The sequence below is a fragment of the Exiguobacterium sp. s56 genome (genome assembly GCF_018618255.1).
Taxonomy (GTDB): Bacteria; Bacillota; Bacilli; order Exiguobacteriales; family Exiguobacteriaceae; genus Exiguobacterium; species Exiguobacterium chiriqhucha.
In genome coordinates this window covers 100,735-118,453 of the sequence record NZ_JACSLR010000009.1, presented here as the reverse complement: position 1 = coordinate 118,453, position 17,719 = coordinate 100,735, and the positions used below count along the sequence as shown (strand labels likewise).

Sequence of the window (17,719 nt, the reverse complement as noted above, 5' to 3'; positions counted from 1 at the left end):
AATTCACTCCCAATATGATTTAGTCCAGTGTACACAAAAAACCTGAGCAATAGACTTTTTTAAGTGTCTACTACTCAGGGTACAGTTTAGACGGAGCCGCTCGTTTTTTCATGCGAAAATATCTTGCTCGATTTGTTTCAATCCATAGAATACACCGCGGGACTGCATCAGTTCATCATACGTTCCTGTCTCTACGATGCGACCACCTTCCATGACGATGATGTGATCGAAGCGCTCGAGCCCGGTCAGACGATGGCTGACCATGACGAGTGTCGATGACTCGGCACGGCGGAAGACTTCGGCGAACACGTCCGCCTCGGTCCGCGCATCGAGGGCCGACGTCGCTTCATCGAGAATCCAGAGCACCCCGTTCTTCAAGAGCGCCCGGGCAATGGCGAGCCGTTGCCGTTCCCCGCCCGACAAGTTCGCCCCTTTCTCAAGGACAGGCTCATCAAGCGAGAAACCGAGCCGGACGCTCGCGAGCGCCGCTTCCATCTCAGCGTCGGTGAACTCTCCGGCTAACGCCAAGTTCTCCCGTACCGTCCCGAAGAAGAAGTGATTCTCTTGAAGGACGACGCTGGCTTCACGCCAGACCGATGCTTGGGTCACATCGTCCAAGCGTTGCCCATTCAATCGGATTTCACCGGAATCGGGTCTGACGAAAGCGAGCAACAGTTGGAGGAGCGTCGATTTCCCTGAGCCGCTCGGCCCGACGATGACCGTCTTCGTCCCGCTTCGTAACGTCACATCCACGTCGCTTAGGACGTCGCGGTACGTATCCGGATAGCGATAGGTCACGCGCTCGAACGATACGTCCGGAGCGGATTCGAGTACCATGTCCTTCCGGGTGGACTCGGCCGCGACGATTGCTTCACTCGGCTCGACGACTTCGAGCAGTCGATCGGCCGCTTGCTTGCTGTCGGCAAAATGGCCTGGGAAGACCGCCATCGGTGTCGCGTTCTCAAACGCGGTGAGCGACATCATGATGAGCATGGCCAAAAATAGGCCGTTCAACTCGCCGTCGACGACGAGATACGCCCCGATGGCAAGAACACCCCACGAGACGAGCAGGGATGCCGCCACGACGAGTGACGAATTGAAGAACTGATTCGTCACATCCCGTTTCTGTGCTTCGGCGTAACGGTCACTCTGTTCGAGCAGCTCGCCGCGTGTCCGTCCGAGTTGATGATGAAGCAACAAATCGCGATATCCGTACATCATCTCTGTCATCCCACTCGACAGGTCACCCCGTAAGGCGCGAAGCTCGCGGTCGTGCTTGGCACGGATTCGGGCGAAGAACGCCGGAATCAAAAAACCGGTCACGAACACACCGAACAAAATCCAAAGGCTGACCCACATCGAGAAGTATGTGACGAAGAAAATCGTGCTCAAGAAGACGAGCACCAAGATAATCGGCGGATAGAATACCCGTAAAAAGTAGTTTTGCAAGCTCTCGACGTCACCGACGACGCGAGCGAGCAAATCCCCACTCCGATACTTGGCAAAGATGCTCGGCACGAGCGGTTCGAGCTGGCGATAAAACCGGACCCGCAACTCGCTCAAAATCGTGAACGTCGCCCGGTGCGAGGCAAGGCGCTCTTGATAACGCGCACTTGCCCGAATCACACCGAACAATTTAATCAAGACGACTGGCACCATGAGCGCATAGAGCGGCGGTACGAGACCGGCCCGTGAGACGAGATAACCGCTCGCCGCGAACAAGGCGACGGCCGCGATGCCGGCCACGTAACCAAAGAAGATCGAGAGGATGATATCTTTCTTCTCTCGCATCATCCATTTCGTGATCGTCCAAAGTGAATTCATCCTCTCACCCCTTTCTGTAGCGTGAACAAGTCAGCGTATTGCGGAACGCTGAGCAGTTCGTCATGCGTGCCTTGGGCGAGGAGCTTCCCATCGTCCATGAACCAAATTGCATCCGCCTGCTTGATTGTATGCAACCGATGCGCGACCGTGACGAGCGTCGCCTCGCGCGACAACTCCTCAATCGAGCGCCGAACGATTTGCTCCGTCACTAAATCGAGCCCTGTCGTCGGTTCATCGAACAAGATGATGCCCGGTCGTTTCAAGAAGGCGCGGGCCAAGGCGAGCCGTTGCCGTTCGCCTCCGGACAACCCATAACCGCCTTCACCGAGTTCAGTATGAATGCCGTTCGGCAATTGCGCGATGACATCGTTCAATCCGGCTGCATCCGCGGCTTCAAGGATGTTTATCTCGTCGGCCGTTTCCCCGAGGGTGATATTATCGGCGACGGTACCGGCGAACAAATACGGATTTTGTGAGATATAGCCAATCGTGTCATACCATGACGAATCGGTGTATGTCTCGAGCGGTTCTCCATCGACGAGGACACGTCCACTGTCCGGTTTCACGAGCCCGGACAACACGTTCAAGACGGTCGTCTTGCCGGACCCGCTCGCCCCGACGAGCGCCACATGGGCGCCGGCAGGAATCACACCGCTCAAAGGCTGCAGCGTAAAGCGTCCACCTTCATAGGCGAACGAGACGGCGTCGAGCTCGAGGTCGGGTGTCCGGCTCGTCAACGTCCGGTCGCCCCAGGTCAAGCGTTCATCCGGTGCATCGAGCGCCTCGAAAATACGGTCGGCCGCCCCCATGCTGCCGCGTCCGGTGTGGAACGCACCGCCGAGGTCTTTGATGGCCAAATAGTATTCCGGGGCCAAGACGAGAATCAAAAAGCCGGAGAAGAACGTCAAGTTCTCCCAGACGACCATTTGGAGCGCCACTTCGAGTGCGACGACGCCCGTGCTGAGCATCGAGATGAACTCGAGCATGAGACCCGACAGGAACGCCGTCTTCAAGACGACCATCGTCGCGTCGCGGAAGTCGAGACTGCTCTTTTCAATCGCTTGCGCCTCACGCTCGGTCCGACCGTATAGTTTGAGCGTCGTCAATCCTTGCAACACGTCCAAGAACTTGCCGGAGAACTGATTCATTTTCTCCATCTGCTGTTCTGACTTCTTCTGGGTCGCAATCCCGATGATGATGAAGAAAATCGGGATGAACGGAGCCGTCACCATCATGATGACGCCTGAAATCCAATGTTGGCTGAAGACGACGACGAGAATGAGTAGCGGAATAATCGACGTTTGAATGACTTGCGGCCAATATTGGCTGAAGTAGGCATCGACTTCGTCGACCGCGTCCATGAACACGCTCACCTTTTTACCGGATTGACCGGATAGTGACGTCTCAATCGGATTCGACGTATAGCGGTCGAGCAGTTGCAATCGGAGTGTTCGTTTCGCCTTTTCTGACAGGCTCGCTCCAATCCTCCCCGACATATAGCCGAAACCAGCTCGTGTGACGAGCGCGAGGATGAGCCAACCGAGCGTCGGAACGACGCTTTCAAACGATGCATTTTTTAAAAAGACTTGATCGACAATGTCGACAATCAAATAGGCTTGAGCTAAAATCGACAACCCGATCATCACTGCCGCGATGATGAGTCCGACGATATGGCGTTTTTCTGCTAAAGCGAGAGCTTGCAGTCGTTTCACTGCGTTCATCCTTTCTATCAATCAGGAGACTTTTTCTTTGTGAGGATTCTCACTAATTATACCTGATGCACCCTTGCAAGGCGAACGCTTCGCTTCCTCAGACATGCAAAAAACGCCACGTCCCACACGCGGCGCCATCACAGCGACTGTTCAAAATATTCAGGATGACCGATCATCAATTCCCGCGCATCAAATTGAAGCACGTCTTCTTTTCGCAACCGCGATAAGATGTTCGACACGGTCTCTCGTGACGTACCCGACAAGCGCGAAATCTCAATTGTCGTGAACGGGCAGCGGACACGGACGCCCGTCGCTTCCGGCTCCCCGAGGTCTTCAATCAAGTAATGAATCGTGTTGAGCACCCGGTCAGTCGCACTCGGTGTGATGATGTCCTGGACACGGCGCTCGTGCAAATCGAGAATACGGTTCATCTGTCCGACGATGTGGAGCAACATCGATGCGTTCCGCGAGACAAGCTGTTCGAAACGGTCGGTCGGCATATAGATGACCTCGATATCGGTCAACGCCTCGGCTGAATGTTGATAGTACGGTTCCGTCAACAAGCCACGATACGGGAACAATTGCTTCGGTTTCAAGTAGTCCGTATATTGATGTGTCGCCGTCTCGTTGCAACGCTCGAGCTTCACATAACCGCTAATCAAGAAATAGACCCGTTCCCGGGGATCCCCCTCTATGAACAAGAGTTGACCTTTCCGATACGTGCGGCAATAGACATGCGGCAACAGCGCCTCGAGCTCTCGTGTGGCACATTTGGCGAACACATCAAGCTGTCTCAAATCGTCCACCGTCCATTTTGGTTTCATGTCGCATCCTCCAATCCATCTTGCCTCTCTTTTAAGTATAAAACGACTCTTTTGTGAAAACGCTTACAAAATCCAACGATTTTCTGACAAAAAAAAGAAGGGCATGAACCGCCCTCTTCGTCACAATAAAGTATTCAGTCGAGCATCAATTCCATAATCGCGTCTTGCAGGTCGCGATCGAGTTCGAGCGCATGTAAATCGAACAGCCATGCTTCGAGTCGCGTCTTCGCGGCCGCTGACCGGTATAACCGGTCTTTTAAATCGTATGAGATTTCCGCACGGTCCAAGAAGCGATACAACCGATCGAGACGATGGTCGTTCGCCGTCACATCGACCGGGAGTTCCACGGTCAGCTCGTCTCTGATCGGTCCGAGCTCGAGGCGCAGCGTCTGTGTCTCCCGTTTGTATTCACCAGACCCGGTCACCCCTCGAAGCAGCAACGTGACATGGCGGTCCACCGGTAACACAGACCGGTCACCTGTCACTTGGATATGAAGGCTCCGTTCATCCCAATCAAGCGTGAACGTCGTCTCGGCGTAGGCTCCCGTCTCATAGCCACGGTCCTTCCCATTGTCTTCATAGAGCGTGAACGTGTTCGAGGCGCCTGGGAAGATGAGCACTTCCAAATCGGCTGGGTTGTCGGTATCGTTTCGACCCGAATGGTGTGGGGCCATCGGGATGATCGCCCCGGCTTTGGCGAACACCGCCTGATCTTCGAGCCCGCGGAACACGCGAACCGATTTGTCCCCGCTGTAGCGATGACCGGTAAAGAAGTCGAACCAGTCACCTTTCGGTAGCCAGACGTTCGTCGCCGCCACATGGAGCTGTCGATTCATCGGTTCGACGATTGGGGAGACGATGAGTTCACTGCCGAAGTAATACTCATTCGGTACCTCATACGCCACGTCTTCATCCGGATGCTCATAATACATCGGTAAGACGAGCGGCAAGGCGCCGACATGATTTCGCCAGTTCATCGTATAGATATATGGAATCAATTGATGGCGCAGACGCAGGAACGTCTTCATCGACCGTTCCGCCTCGAGACCGAAGCGCCACGGCTCCTTGCCGTTGAACGTACTAAAAGTCGAGTGCAACCGCATGATCGGGCTGAATACACCGAATGCGACCCAGCGCGCGGCGAGTTCATCATCTTTCGACCCACGATAATGGCCGCCGATGTCATGACTCCACCAGCCATAGCCGATATTGGCCGCCGTCGCTGTAAAGTATGGTTGGAAGGCCAGGGACGCCCACGAAATCAACGTGTCGCCCGAAAAACCGATCGGATACCGATGGCTGCCCGGCCCGGCGTAACGGGAGAAGATGAGCGGACGGTTGCCGTCACGGGCGATGTCGGCCGCATGGTAATGATTCAACATCCAGAGCGGGTCGAGCCCTTCCATTTTTGAGGTCGAGCCTTGTTGCCAGTCAATCCACCAAAAATCGACGCCGTCGACTTCATGCGGATGGTGCATCTGCTCGAAATAGGCTTGAATGAAGCGTTTATCAGAGAAGTCGAACGGAATGCGGTCACCATGCGACGGATCGATGCCCATCGCCTCGGCCATCGCCGCATATTGATCTTCAAATGCACGTACACCGTCCGCCGGGTGCAAGTTCAACGTGACGAGCAATCCTTCTTGCTTGAGCCACGTCAAGAAGCCTTTCGGGTCCGGAAACAGGTTTTTATTCCATGAATAGCCCGTCCAGCCGCTCCCATATTCCTCAGGGATATCGGTGATGTGCCAGTCGGTGTCGATGACACTGACCGAGAACGGGATGTCTTCTGTCTTAAACCGACGCATGAGTTCTTTATATTCCGTCTCGTCGTAGCGCCAATAGCGGCTCCACCAGTTGCCGAGCGCTTTTCGTGGCAACAGTGGCGTCGGGCCTGTCAGTTGATAGAAGTCACGCAGCGCCTGCTTATATTCATGTCCATATCCGAAGTAGTACAAGTCATGGATGTGTTTCCGTCTCGGTTCAACAAAACGATCTTCGGTCATGATGAACGAATCGGAATCATCGATGACAGCATACCCTTGTTTTGAGGCGATGCCCTCACCGAGTTCCGTCGCCCCGTCGACATGGTCGAGCGTGCGCGCCGTCCCTTTCAACGTCCGTTCCGGTCCGTTAAACGTATAGCGGCTATAGTACGTACTGAAGTTCCCTTTCACATCGACGTAGAGCGTGTTCGGCGCGAACGGCCCTTTCGTGTAATAGAGGTGGACGTGTTCCGTGATGATTTGCAGTTCTGTCTCATCTTCGATCACGCGAAACTCCGGGACTGCGAACGCCCGGTTAAAGACGACTTGGGTCGGCCGGTCCTCGAACACCCCATCTTCCGCGTATTCCATCCGAATCAGTTGGCTCGTCAGCACCGTGAAGCGATAGCAGCTCCCTTGGACGATTGCTCGATTATCTGCCTGTGGTTTCATTTGTTGCGTATAGACGTTCTCCTCTTCAAATAGACGCATAAGCTCGAGCGTTACCGCTCTTCGTCACTCCCCTTCTAAATTGTGCAAACGTTTACACTCAAAATGATAGCAATGTCTAAATCGACATACAACATTCCTTCCCCATGTCGGACCATAAAAAACGACGAGCTACCAATTCAGAAAAAAACCACAGACGCTGATGTCTGTGGCGTTGAGCTTATTGTTGGAGCGTCGCGGCGAGTCGGACGCGCGTCCCGACCTCACCTCGGACCGCCGCAAGGGCTTGTTCGAGCGACGTGATGACGGCAACCCGGTCGTGTCCTGATTCGGCGAACTGAAGGGCCGCCCGAACTTTCGGCAACATACTGCCCGGTGCGAATTGCCCCTCGGCGATATACGTCTCGAGCTGTTCTTTCGTCGTCTCCTCGAGCGCCCGAGCCGACGGGGTCCCAAAATCGACGAATACGTGCTCGACGGCCGTCAAAATGAGGAGCATGTCGGCGTCGACGAGATCGGCGAGTTTCGCAGCGGCGAAATCTTTATCGATGACCGCCTCGACACCGACATAACCATCTGGTGTATCGATAACGGGAATCCCGCCGCCGCCAGAGGCGACGACGATGTGCTCATGGGCGACAAGGTCACGGATGACCGCGTGCTCGAGAATCGCCACTGGAAACGGACTCGGGACGACGCGGCGATAGCCGCGACCGGCGTCTTCTTTGAACACATAACCGGTCGTCCGTTCCATCTGTTGCGCTTCCGCCTCGTCGTAGAAGGGACCAATCGGCTTCGTCGGGTGACTGAAGGCACTATCGTTCGGGTCGACGACCGACCGCGTGACGATTGGCGCGACCGAACGTTCCAAACCGCGCGATCTCAGAGCTTTCGTGAGGGCATTCTCGAACCAATAGCCAATCATCCCTTGTGTCATCGCCCCGCAAACGTCGAGTGGCAAGGCCGGCGTCGCCGGACTATCTGACGCAGCCTGTTGCAACATCAAATTCCCGACTTGCGGCCCGTTCCCGTGGGTGATGATGACCTCAATCCCTTCGGCGACAAGCGCGGCCAGAGATTCAGCCGTCGCCTCGACGGCTCGAATTTGAGCCTCGGCCGTCGCATCTTTTCCTTGTTGAATCGCATTTCCACCTAGTGCGATGACTACTCGTTTATTCCGCATATTGGTTTCCCCCGATCAAAAGACTGAGATATTTCCTGAGACGATGCGCACGACGGCCAAGATGGCGAGCGCGGTCAAGACCCCGGCCACAATCCATTCCGTCTTCGTCAACGTCTTGATGCCGTTCTCACGCTGTGCCTTGATATAGAGCAACGTACCTGGTGCGTACAGTAAGGTCGTCAAGAGCAGATAGTCGATTCCAGCCGCATAGATGAGCCAAATCCCGTAAATCGAGGCGACGGCTCCGATGATGAGGTCGCGAGTCCGGCGTTCACCGGCGTTATAGCCGATGCCGTTCTTCGCGACTTTGACTTGATAGAAGGCCGAGAAGACGTACGGAATCAAGATGGCGCTCGAAGCGAGCGAGAAAGCGAAATTATACGCCGCATCCGAGAACAGGAACGTGAAGAGGAACAATTGAATCAATCCGTTCGTGAGCCAGAGCGCGTTGGCCGGCGCGCTGTTCTTATTCTCTTTCGTGAACCATTTCGGGAACACGCCGTCTTTCCCGGCCACGAATGGAATCTCGGCGGCAAGTAACGTCCACCCGAGCCACGCCCCGAGGACAGAGATGACGAGACCGCCGTTGATGAGCATCGCGCCCCACGGTCCGACCGCCGACTCGAGCAAGTACGCCATCGCCGGTTGCGAGGCGTTCGCCACGTTCTCTGGATTCATGAGACCGAGCGACATGACCGAGATGAGCAGATAGATGACGAGTGTCCCGAGCAACCCGATGACCGTCGCTTTCCCGACGTCCGAGCGCTTGCGGGCCCGTCCGGATAAGACGACCGCCCCTTCGACACCGATGAACACCCATAGTGTGACGAGCATCGTCGAGACGACCTGGTCTCTCACACTACCCCATGAGAAACCACCCTGGCCCCAGAAATCGAACGTGAAATTATCGAGGTTGAAGAAGAATAAGGTGATGGTGATAAAAGCAAAAATCGGTACGAGTTTCGCAATCGTCGTGATGATGTTGATCATGGATGCTTCATGAATGCCTCGTAAAATGAGCGAATGAACGAGCCACAGCATAATCGAGGCGCCGATGATGGAGGCGATGTTTTGACCGCCTTCGAAGATTGGGAAGAAATAACCGACCGAACTGAACAGGAGCGTCGCATAGGCGACGTTACCAAGCCATGCGGAGAGCCAGTAGCCCCACGCCGAGTTGAACCCCATGAACTGACCGAAGCCGGCCCGGGCGTAACTGTACACCCCTCCGTCGAGGTCTGGACGACGCATGGTCAAATTTTGAAAACTGAGACCGAGTGCGATAATCCCGATTCCGGTGATGACCCACCCAATCAAAATCGCCCCCGCGTTCGCACCTTGGGCCAAATCGGCCGCCAAGTTGAAGGCTCCCCCGCCAATCATCGAACCGACGACGAGTGCCGTCAACGCCCCGAGCCCTAATCGTCGATCCTTTTTCTCCGGTTGTACGCCAGCCGTTCCACTTGAGTCATGCGCTATTTTCGTAGACATTGAACTCATCCCTTTCGTTTAGTACGAACCGGAGGGGAAACCCCTCCCGTCCGTCAGCGTTCAAGCCATTCGTTCGTGTCGGTGAGCGTCGCCGCCATCACAGCTTTAATCGTGTGCATCCGATTCTCCGCCTGATCAAAGACGAAGGAATGACGACTCCGGAACACCTCGTCCGTGACTTCCATCTCGGTCAGACCGTATTCGGCATGGATGGCTCGGCCAACCTCGGTCTCCAAGTCGTGGAAGGCTGGCAGACAGTGAAGGAACATGACGTCTGGATTATTCGTCTTCGTGAGCATGTCCATGTTCACTTGGTAAGGATGGAGCAACTTGATCCGCTCGGCGAATTCCGCCTCTTCGCCCATCGACACCCACACATCGGTGTAAATCACGTCGGCGTCGGCGACAGCTTCATCGATACTCTCGGTCAACGTAATTTTCGCTCCCGTCTCAGCAGCGACCGAGCGGGCAAAATCGACGACCTCATCTGACGGCCAGAGCGATTTCGGCGCGCAGATGCGCATGTCCATCCCGACTTTGGCCCCACCAATCAAGAGCGTGTTGCCCATATTGTTGCGTCCATCGCCGACATAGACGAAGCGAATGCCAGACAACTCGCCTTTCTGTTCTTTGACGGTCAAGAAGTCGGCCAAGATTTGAGTCGGATGATATAAGTCCGTCAACCCGTTCCATACCGGGACACCGGCATCTTTGGCCAAACCTTCGACCGTCTCATGGGCGAACCCACGGAACTGGATGCCGTCGAACATACGTCCGAGCACGATGGCCGTGTCTCGCACCGATTCTTTTTTACCGAACTGGATATCCGATTTCCCGAGGTATTCCGGATGCATGCCGAGATCGATGGCCGCCACAGTAAACGCACAACGCGTCCGTGTCGATGGTTTTTCAAACAAGAGTGCCACGTTCTTCCCTTCACAGATGCGATGCGGGACGCCTTGTTGCTTTTGACGCTTGAAGGCGGCCGATAAATCGATCAAATAGTTCAACTCGTCTCCTGAAAAATCGTTCAATGATAGAAAATGACGGCCTTTCAAATCAAAGTTGTACGTTGTGGACATGCTCGTTTCCTCCTCGTTAAATGTCTTCGCGGATAATCGGACAGCTCATACAGCGTGGACCCCCACGACCACGCGACAGTTCACTCGACATGATTTCGATGACTTCGACGCCCTCGGAACGGAGCAACTCGTTCGAGACGTAGTTGCGGTCGTAGGTGACGACGACGCCTGGGGCGATGGCGAGCGTGTTCGACCCATCGTTCCATTGCTCGCGGGCAGCGGCAATCGGATCCCCGCCCCCACATGGGATTAAGACGATCTCATCGAGACCGAGTGCGGCTTTCAACACGTTCAACAGATCCGTGTGCTGCGTGATGTGAAGTTCGCCTTCGGCGTTCAACGTCAGTTCAAAGATATTCATCTTGCCTCCTGGACCTTGGATGAACGGATGAATCGTGAACTTGTCATGGTCGACCATCGTAAAGACCGTGTCGAGATGCATGAACGCACGCGATTTCGGAATCTCGATGGCGATGACTTTCTTGAATGTACCGCCTTTTTTCAACAAGTTGAGGGCGACCCGTTCAATCCCTTGGGCCGTCGTTCGTTCGGAAATCCCGATGGCGACGACTTCCTTCGACAACACGAGCTCGTCCCCCCCCTCCATCGCGAAACGATAGTCGCGGTCCGACCAAATCGGGATGTCGTGTTTCGCGAATCGCGGGTGATAACGCATAATATATTGTGTGAACAACGATTCACGACGACGAGCCGGCTCTTTCATCCGGTTGATGGATAGCCCGTTGCCGATTGCTGCCGCCGGGTCACGGGTGAAGTATAAGTTCGGCATCGGATCGAGATAGAACGGATACGTGTCCTCAATCATCTCGTGTAAGTGGCGCCGTTTTTCGGGCTTAATCTCGGATTTCCGAATCCCGGCCATGACGGTCTCAATCAACTTTTCATTGTCGTAGGCGAGCAAATATTCTTTCAGCGTCTCGTACGAACCGTTGATATTTGATTTGGACTCTGACAAGATATCAGCGACGAAACGTTCACGGACACCCGGCAACGACAACGTCTCAGCCATTAAATTTTCTAGATAAAGCACTTCGACGCCTCGGTTTTGGAGCACGCTCGCAAAGTAATCGTGTTCTTTTTGAATGACTGGAAGATGAGGAATGTCGTCAAACAGGAGTCGTTCCAAATATTCCGGGGTCAAATTTTCGAGTTCGCGTCCTGGACGTTTTAAAAGGACGGTCCTGAGTTCACCAATTTCTGAATACACGTGGATCGGATGTTTCAGCGTAGTATCCCGTGCGGTTTGTTGATCCGTCATCGATATCATCTCGCTTCCTCCTTGTGATTCGGGTGTGTTGCTACCCTTACATTATCAACTTACCCATTTCCACGATGGGCAAGTCCGACGTTTGGACTGTGGTGGATTCCACAGAAAAGTGCATAGATCATGACGTGACATGAATGAACAATCACTCGAGAAACTGTGTGGCCCCTCGAATCGAGAGAAAGTGACGTATACACGCTGTATAGATTGTGAAAAAAATTCATAGCTTTTTTTTGATTTTGTTTGAGACCGCTCAAACTCGTGACATAATATAGACAAATGATGTGAAAAGGAAGTGAGTCGATGGCAATCGAACGTACAGAACGCGCCCGTCATGAAGCCCAAGTGACAGCGCTCATTCAAAAAGGGGACCCGGTCGATTTCCGCGACGTGTTCCTCACCCTCCACCCTGGTGAACAGGCCGACCTGTTCATCGAACTTGAACGTCCGGGCCGTGAGTTCGTCTACGAGGCGTTATCCCCGGAAGCGTTCACCGACTTGTTTGAAAAACTTGAACTGGACGAACAGGAACAGTTCATTCAAGAGATGCCACGTCCGTTCGCCGTACGTGTGTTGAACGATATGTTCTCGGATAACGCCGCCGACTTGATGACCGAGCTCCCTGACGACTTCATGAACGAACTGTTCGAGTTGATGGACGAGACCGAGGCGACCGAGGTCAAAGACTTGATGCGCTATCCGGACGATACGGCCGGTGCCATCATGACGACCGAGTTTATCGTGTTGAAGGCGGACAAGACCGTCGGTGCGACACTCGAAGACTTGCGCGAACTTGGACCGGAAGCCGAGACAATCTATTACCTGTACGTCATCGACACCGATCGCCGGCTCGTCGGCGTCGTCTCGCTACGCGACTTGATCGTCTCCCCGCTCGACGTGCAAATCGCGGACATCATGGGCCGGCGCGTCGTGTCGGCCCACGTCCTCGCCGATCAGGAAGACTTGGCCCGGACCGTTCAGAAGTATGACTTATTGGCCCTGCCTGTCATCGACAGCGAGGACCATCTGCTCGGGATCATCACGGTCGACGATGTCATGGACGTCATCGAACGCGAGACGACCGAGGATTTCGAAGAGCTGTCGGCGACGAAAGGTTCGTCGGACATCAACATGGGACCGGTCGAGGCGGCGATGAAGCGCGCACCATGGATTATTAGCCTCATGTTCCTCGGGATGATCACTGCGTCGACAATCGGTGGTTTCGAGGACACGCTCGAAACGATCGTCTTGCTCGCCGTCTTCATGCCGCTCGTCATGGGTTCGGCCGGTAACGCCGCCACCCAATCGCTCGTCGTCGCCGTCCGCTCAATCGCGCTCGGGACGATTAATCGAAAGAACGTGTTGAAGATGATTCGCCGTGAGTTCGGGACGGGGCTATTGCTCGGTCTCGCCTGTATGGTCGTCATCTTCGGCGTCATCACCGTCCTCTATGACAGTGCCTTAATCGGCATAATCGTCGGTCTGTCGATTTTTGCGTCGCTCAGCGTGGCGACCATCGTCGGGACGCTCGTGCCGCTCTTGATCAATCGATTGAAACTCGATCCAGCCGTCGCGTCGGGTCCGTTCATCACAACAGTCGTCGACAATCTCGGCTTAATCATTTATTTCACGGTCGCGACTTCGTTGCTTCGCTTTTTTTGACACCTGACCTCTCAGGTGTCTTTTTTTGTTGTGAGGTTTGTTACAGTTCTTTTACAAAAGAGAAAACGGGAAATAATCATACTTCCTGAAGGGTAGTTATGAAAAAGTACTTATAAATAAGAAGAAGTTGAGGGAGGGAATGTCGTTGACCATTCAACAAGTTGTTTACATATTAATCACAGGGGCCTTATTCATGGGGCTCGTCGCTTACGTCTCTTATCGCATGACGAAAGGGAAAGTCGAGAGTGCCGACGACTATTTCTTGGCAGGACGGGGGCTAACCGGCATCTTTATCGCCGGATCACTCTTATTGACGAACTTGTCAGCCGAGCAGTTGATTGGCTTAAACGGGCAATCGTTCGCCGGCAACATGTCGGCTATGGCGTGGGAAGTCACAGCCGGAATCGCCGCCATCATCATGGCGCTCTTTTTACTGCCGCGTTTTCTCGGAATCGGGATTTCGACGATCCCTGAATTTTTGAGCCAACGGTATGACGAGGACGTCCGCCGCTTGACGGTCCTGTTGTTCTTGTTCGGCTATATGTGCGTCACGATCCCATCGATGCTCTATTCCGGCGGATTGGCCGTCCTGCAACTGTTTGACGTACCGGAATTACTCGGAATCAGCTTCGAGCAGTCGCTCTGGCTCGTCATTTGGTTCATCGGGATTATCGGAGCCGTTTACGCCATTTTCGGTGGTCTCCGCGCCGTCGCCGTCTCCGACACGTTGAACGGGATCGGATTAATCATCATCGGTTTCCTCGTCCCGACGCTCGGCTTCATCGCGCTCGGTGACGGCAACCTCGTCGATGGGATGAAGACGATTGCAACCGAGAATCCAGAGAAACTGAACGCGATCGGTTCAGAGAACGATTCCGTTCCGTTCTTGTCCATCTTCACGGGGATGATTTTTGCGAACTTGTTTTATTGGGCACTCAATCAATATGTCATCCAACGGGCACTCGGGGCGAAGAACTTGGCCGAGGGTCAAAAAGGGGTACTTTTCACCGGTTATTTGAAGTTGCTCGTCCCGATTTTCATGCTGCTTCCAGGGATTATCGCGTTCCATTTGTATGGCACGAACGTCGATAAGGCGGACCTCGCTTATCCGAGCTTGATTGCCGACTTGTTGCCGATGTGGCTCATGGGCTTCTTCCTCGCCGTCTTGCTCGGTGCCGTGTTCAGCTCGTTCAACTCGTTGCTCAATAGTATCGCCACCTTATTCGTGCTCGATATTTATAAGCCGAAGTTCAAACCGGACGCGTCTGACAAAGATTTGATTCGTGTCAGCAAATGGTTCGGGACGTTCGTCGCGCTCGTCTCGTTCTTCGTCGCTCCGAACTTGATGTACGCACCGGACGGACTGTGGGACTTGATTCGCCGCTTCACCGGTTTCTTCAATATCCCGATTCTCGTCATCGTCTTAATCGGGATGCTCGTGAAGCGCGTACCGCCGATTGCCGCGAAACTCGTCATCGGCTTCCACGTCGTCACGTATTACTTCCTCGTCTGGGGAACGGAGCAGTGGTTCGGCTTCGACCTTGGCATCAACTTCATTCACATTTACGGGATTTTGTTCGTCCTCGAAACGACCATCATGCTCGTGTTCGCAAAAGTTCGACCGATGCAACACATCAATCCGATTCGCATCGATCTTGGCCGCGTCAAGCCATGGCGTCATGCAATTTCGACTTCCATCATCCTTGTCGCGTCGATGATTTTCGTCTACTTCGTCTTCTCACCGATCGGTCTCGCCTACGCGGACGGGATCGTCTCGAGCTGGTTCTGGCCGGCGACCGTCGCCTTGTTCGTTGTGACGGGTGGCCTCGTTTGGGCGTCCTATCGCTACTGGCTCCCGAAATATGAGGCTTACTTGACGAATCTCGGTACGACAGACACTGAACATGAAGAAGCGATTGGTGAATAATCAGCGTCTCCTCCGCCTTTGACGGAGGAGACATTTTTTTGTGTGGTTAGGGATTGATTGGCCGTATGCTATGCTAAAAACACTAGACAATCTTTCGGAGGTGCCCGATGAACAAGCTTTTGCACGACGACTTTACTGACCTTCCCATTAAACCTGATTTTTCTGGATCGACGCTCGTCATGCGACAAGACGACATCCTGTTCGACCATCAACAAGGTTATGCGAATCGTGCGGAACGAATCGAAAATCGAACGTCGACCCGATTCGGTATCGCTTCGGGCTGTAAGTTATTCACGGCCATCGCCGTCTGCCAGCTCATCGAACAAGGCAAGTTGGCATTCACATCGACGCTCGGCGAATGCCTCACCATCGATTTTCCAACGTTCGATCCGGCCGTGACAGTCGAACAGTTGCTCACTCACACGTCCGGCATCCCCGATTATTTCGACGAGTCTGTCATGGACGATTTTGAGGAATTGTGGCAGCAACGTCCGATGTATCACATCAGGCAGCTACGTGACTTTCTCCCAATGTTCCAGCACGAGCCGATGCGACAAGAACGGGGCGTGTTCCAATACAATAATGCCGGTTATATCCTGCTCGGCCTCATCATCGAACAAGCGAGCGAGTTGATGTTCTCGGACTATATCGAACGATTCGTGTTCAAGCCGGCCGACATGACCGATTCGGGGTACTTCTCGCTCGATGCCTTGCCGGCGAATACGGCGCTCGGGTATATCGACAACGCGGACGGCTCTTGGCGGACGAACCACTATTCCATTCCCGTCAAAGGCGGAGCGGACGGCGGCGCGTTCGTGACGGCACAAGATATGGCCAAACTTTGGTGCGCCTTGCTCGCTCATCGCCTACTTGGCGAGGAGATGACATCACGACTGCTGACTCCTCATGTGAAGGTAAACGATAAAGGCGGACATTATGGCTACGGTCTGTGGATTCAATTGGATGCGAAGCGACACGTGTTCAAATATCATGTCATGGGTTACGACCCCGGCGTCAGTTTTCATTCTGCGTACTACCCGGCCACAGACATCGTCTCGGTCGTCTGTTCGAACGAGTCAGATGGTGCGTTCGACCTCATCAAAGCCATTGAAATGAAAGTAGGTGAAGGTTGATGGTCATTCGTCCTTATGAAGAATTTGATTTTGAACAGATTCAAGCGTTGAATGAAGCGGAAGGTTGGAGTCAACTCGTGCGACAACACGAGTTGACGAAACAGGCGTGGCGGCAATCGAACGTTGCCTATGTCGTCGAGTCAGAAGGACTGGTGATTGCCTACTTGCGTGGGTTGACCGACACGACCGTGAGCCTGTACGTGTGCGAACTGCTCATCGCGGCCTCGCACCGTCGCCTCGGGATTGGCGAGCAGTTGTTGTCACACGTCCATGCGCTCTACCCTGAGACGCGCCTCGAGATGCTCGCGAGTGCTTCATCCCAAACGTATTACGAAAAACTGAACTTCCGTCCGTTTTACGGGTACCGGAAGACGATTCACGAATAGGAGGAACTGTCATGAAACTAGCCATCGTGACCGGTGCGTCGCGCGGTCTCGGCCGTGCCATCGCCGAGGAACTATTGAAGCGGGATTACGAGGTCGTCAATTTTTCACGGACGCAGGCGACCGATGCCTCGTTCCGTCACGTCGAGGTCGATTTGGCTGATCCGACAAGTACACTGGCCGCGCTCGAACACGTGAAGCCGCTCATCGAGACGGCGACATCCTTGCTCGTCGTCCAAAACGCAGCCTTGATTGAACCGATTCACCGGGCCGGCCAATTGGACGCCGCGCAGCTCATCGCCCACGTCCAAGCCAACCTGCTCGCCCCGATGCTCTTGACGAACGCGGTGCTCGCGTACGATCTGCCCGTCTCGCTCATCCACGTGACCTCTGGGGCCGCCAAGCGCCCGATCTCGGGCTGGAGTGCATACTGTGCGACGAAAGCCGGGCTCGACCATTTCACCGAGACGGTCGCCCTTGAATTAACCGGTACGAACGATAAAATCGCCTTGTTCAACCCAGGCGTGATGGACACCGCGATGCAGGCAAGCATCCGGGCCTCATCAGAAGACGCGTTCCGTGACGTGGAACAGTTCCGTTCTTACGTGACAGAAGGCCGATTGCGCACCCCGGAGACCGTCGCCCATATCTTGGCGGAACACTTACTAGACGAGCCGTTCGAGAATGGCAAGACGTATTCTGTATATGACCTCGCTTGATTTTTGACCTGGTATAAAATTAAGTCACCCTTTTCTTACTAGACCGCCTACACTAAAGG

The 17,719-nt window shown here is 54.2% G+C and carries 13 protein-coding genes; 5 read left to right on the top strand and 8 right to left on the bottom strand.

Annotated elements, in window-relative coordinates; all coding sequences use genetic code 11:
- Nucleotides 1–108: 108 nt before the first annotated feature.
- From cydC to arcA, 8 genes are all read right to left on the bottom strand, one after another.
- The gene (cydC, locus tag KNP71_RS10135; RefSeq protein ID WP_214830630.1) at nucleotides 109–1,824 is read right to left on the bottom strand and encodes a thiol reductant ABC exporter subunit CydC; all 1,716 of its coding nucleotides are present in this window, start codon (nucleotides 1,822–1,824) and stop codon (nucleotides 109–111) included.
- A complete protein-coding gene (gene cydD, locus KNP71_RS10130) occupies nucleotides 1,821–3,545 on the bottom strand; it encodes a thiol reductant ABC exporter subunit CydD (protein ID WP_214830629.1) in 1,725 nt (574 codons plus the stop codon). The genes cydC and cydD overlap by 4 nt, the downstream gene beginning before the upstream one ends.
- A gap of 128 nt (nucleotides 3,546–3,673) precedes the next feature.
- The gene (locus KNP71_RS10125; protein ID WP_021065978.1) at nucleotides 3,674–4,360 is read right to left on the bottom strand and encodes a Crp/Fnr family transcriptional regulator; all 687 of its coding nucleotides are present in this window, start codon (nucleotides 4,358–4,360) and stop codon (nucleotides 3,674–3,676) included.
- A gap of 134 nt (nucleotides 4,361–4,494) precedes the next feature.
- The gene (locus tag KNP71_RS10120; protein WP_214830628.1) at nucleotides 4,495–6,837 is read right to left on the bottom strand and encodes a glycoside hydrolase family 31 protein; all 2,343 of its coding nucleotides are present in this window, start codon (nucleotides 6,835–6,837) and stop codon (nucleotides 4,495–4,497) included.
- A gap of 178 nt (nucleotides 6,838–7,015) precedes the next feature.
- The gene (gene arcC / locus KNP71_RS10115; protein WP_029594557.1) at nucleotides 7,016–7,978 is read right to left on the bottom strand and encodes a carbamate kinase; all 963 of its coding nucleotides are present in this window, start codon (nucleotides 7,976–7,978) and stop codon (nucleotides 7,016–7,018) included.
- Nucleotides 7,979–7,993: 15 nt separating this feature from the next.
- Entirely contained in the window at nucleotides 7,994–9,469 is a 1,476-nt protein-coding gene (gene arcD, locus KNP71_RS10110) for an arginine-ornithine antiporter (RefSeq protein WP_214715650.1), read from the bottom strand.
- A gap of 53 nt (nucleotides 9,470–9,522) precedes the next feature.
- The gene (argF, locus tag KNP71_RS10105; RefSeq protein WP_214715651.1) at nucleotides 9,523–10,551 is read right to left on the bottom strand and encodes an ornithine carbamoyltransferase; all 1,029 of its coding nucleotides are present in this window, start codon (nucleotides 10,549–10,551) and stop codon (nucleotides 9,523–9,525) included.
- Nucleotides 10,552–10,567: 16 nt separating this feature from the next.
- Nucleotides 10,568–11,797 (bottom strand): arginine deiminase, encoded by a 1,230-nt coding sequence (gene arcA, locus KNP71_RS10100; protein ID WP_214830635.1) that lies wholly within the window; start codon nucleotides 11,795–11,797, stop codon nucleotides 10,568–10,570.
- Nucleotides 11,798–12,139: 342 nt separating this feature from the next.
- Here arcA and mgtE point away from each other — a divergent pair, with 342 nt between their 5' ends.
- The 5 genes from mgtE to KNP71_RS10075 all read left to right on the top strand — a co-directional run bounded on the left by mgtE (nucleotide 12,140) and on the right by KNP71_RS10075 (nucleotide 17,660).
- Nucleotides 12,140–13,498 (top strand): magnesium transporter, encoded by a 1,359-nt coding sequence (gene mgtE / locus KNP71_RS10095; protein ID WP_021065972.1) that lies wholly within the window; start codon nucleotides 12,140–12,142, stop codon nucleotides 13,496–13,498.
- A 145-nt stretch (nucleotides 13,499–13,643) separates the two neighbouring features.
- Nucleotides 13,644–15,425, top strand: coding sequence for a solute:sodium symporter family transporter (locus KNP71_RS10090; RefSeq protein ID WP_214830627.1), 1,782 nt, complete (start codon nucleotides 13,644–13,646; stop codon nucleotides 15,423–15,425).
- Between the two features lie 107 nt (nucleotides 15,426–15,532).
- Nucleotides 15,533–16,558, top strand: coding sequence for a serine hydrolase domain-containing protein (locus KNP71_RS10085; RefSeq protein WP_214830626.1), 1,026 nt, complete (start codon nucleotides 15,533–15,535; stop codon nucleotides 16,556–16,558).
- The gene (locus tag KNP71_RS10080) at nucleotides 16,558–16,944 is read left to right on the top strand and encodes a GNAT family N-acetyltransferase (protein ID WP_214830625.1); all 387 of its coding nucleotides are present in this window, start codon (nucleotides 16,558–16,560) and stop codon (nucleotides 16,942–16,944) included. Before KNP71_RS10085 ends, KNP71_RS10080 begins: the two co-directional genes overlap by 1 nt.
- 11 nt (nucleotides 16,945–16,955) lie before the next feature.
- The gene (locus tag KNP71_RS10075) at nucleotides 16,956–17,660 is read left to right on the top strand and encodes an SDR family NAD(P)-dependent oxidoreductase (RefSeq protein ID WP_029594541.1); all 705 of its coding nucleotides are present in this window, start codon (nucleotides 16,956–16,958) and stop codon (nucleotides 17,658–17,660) included.
- Nucleotides 17,661–17,719: the final 59 nt, after the last annotated feature.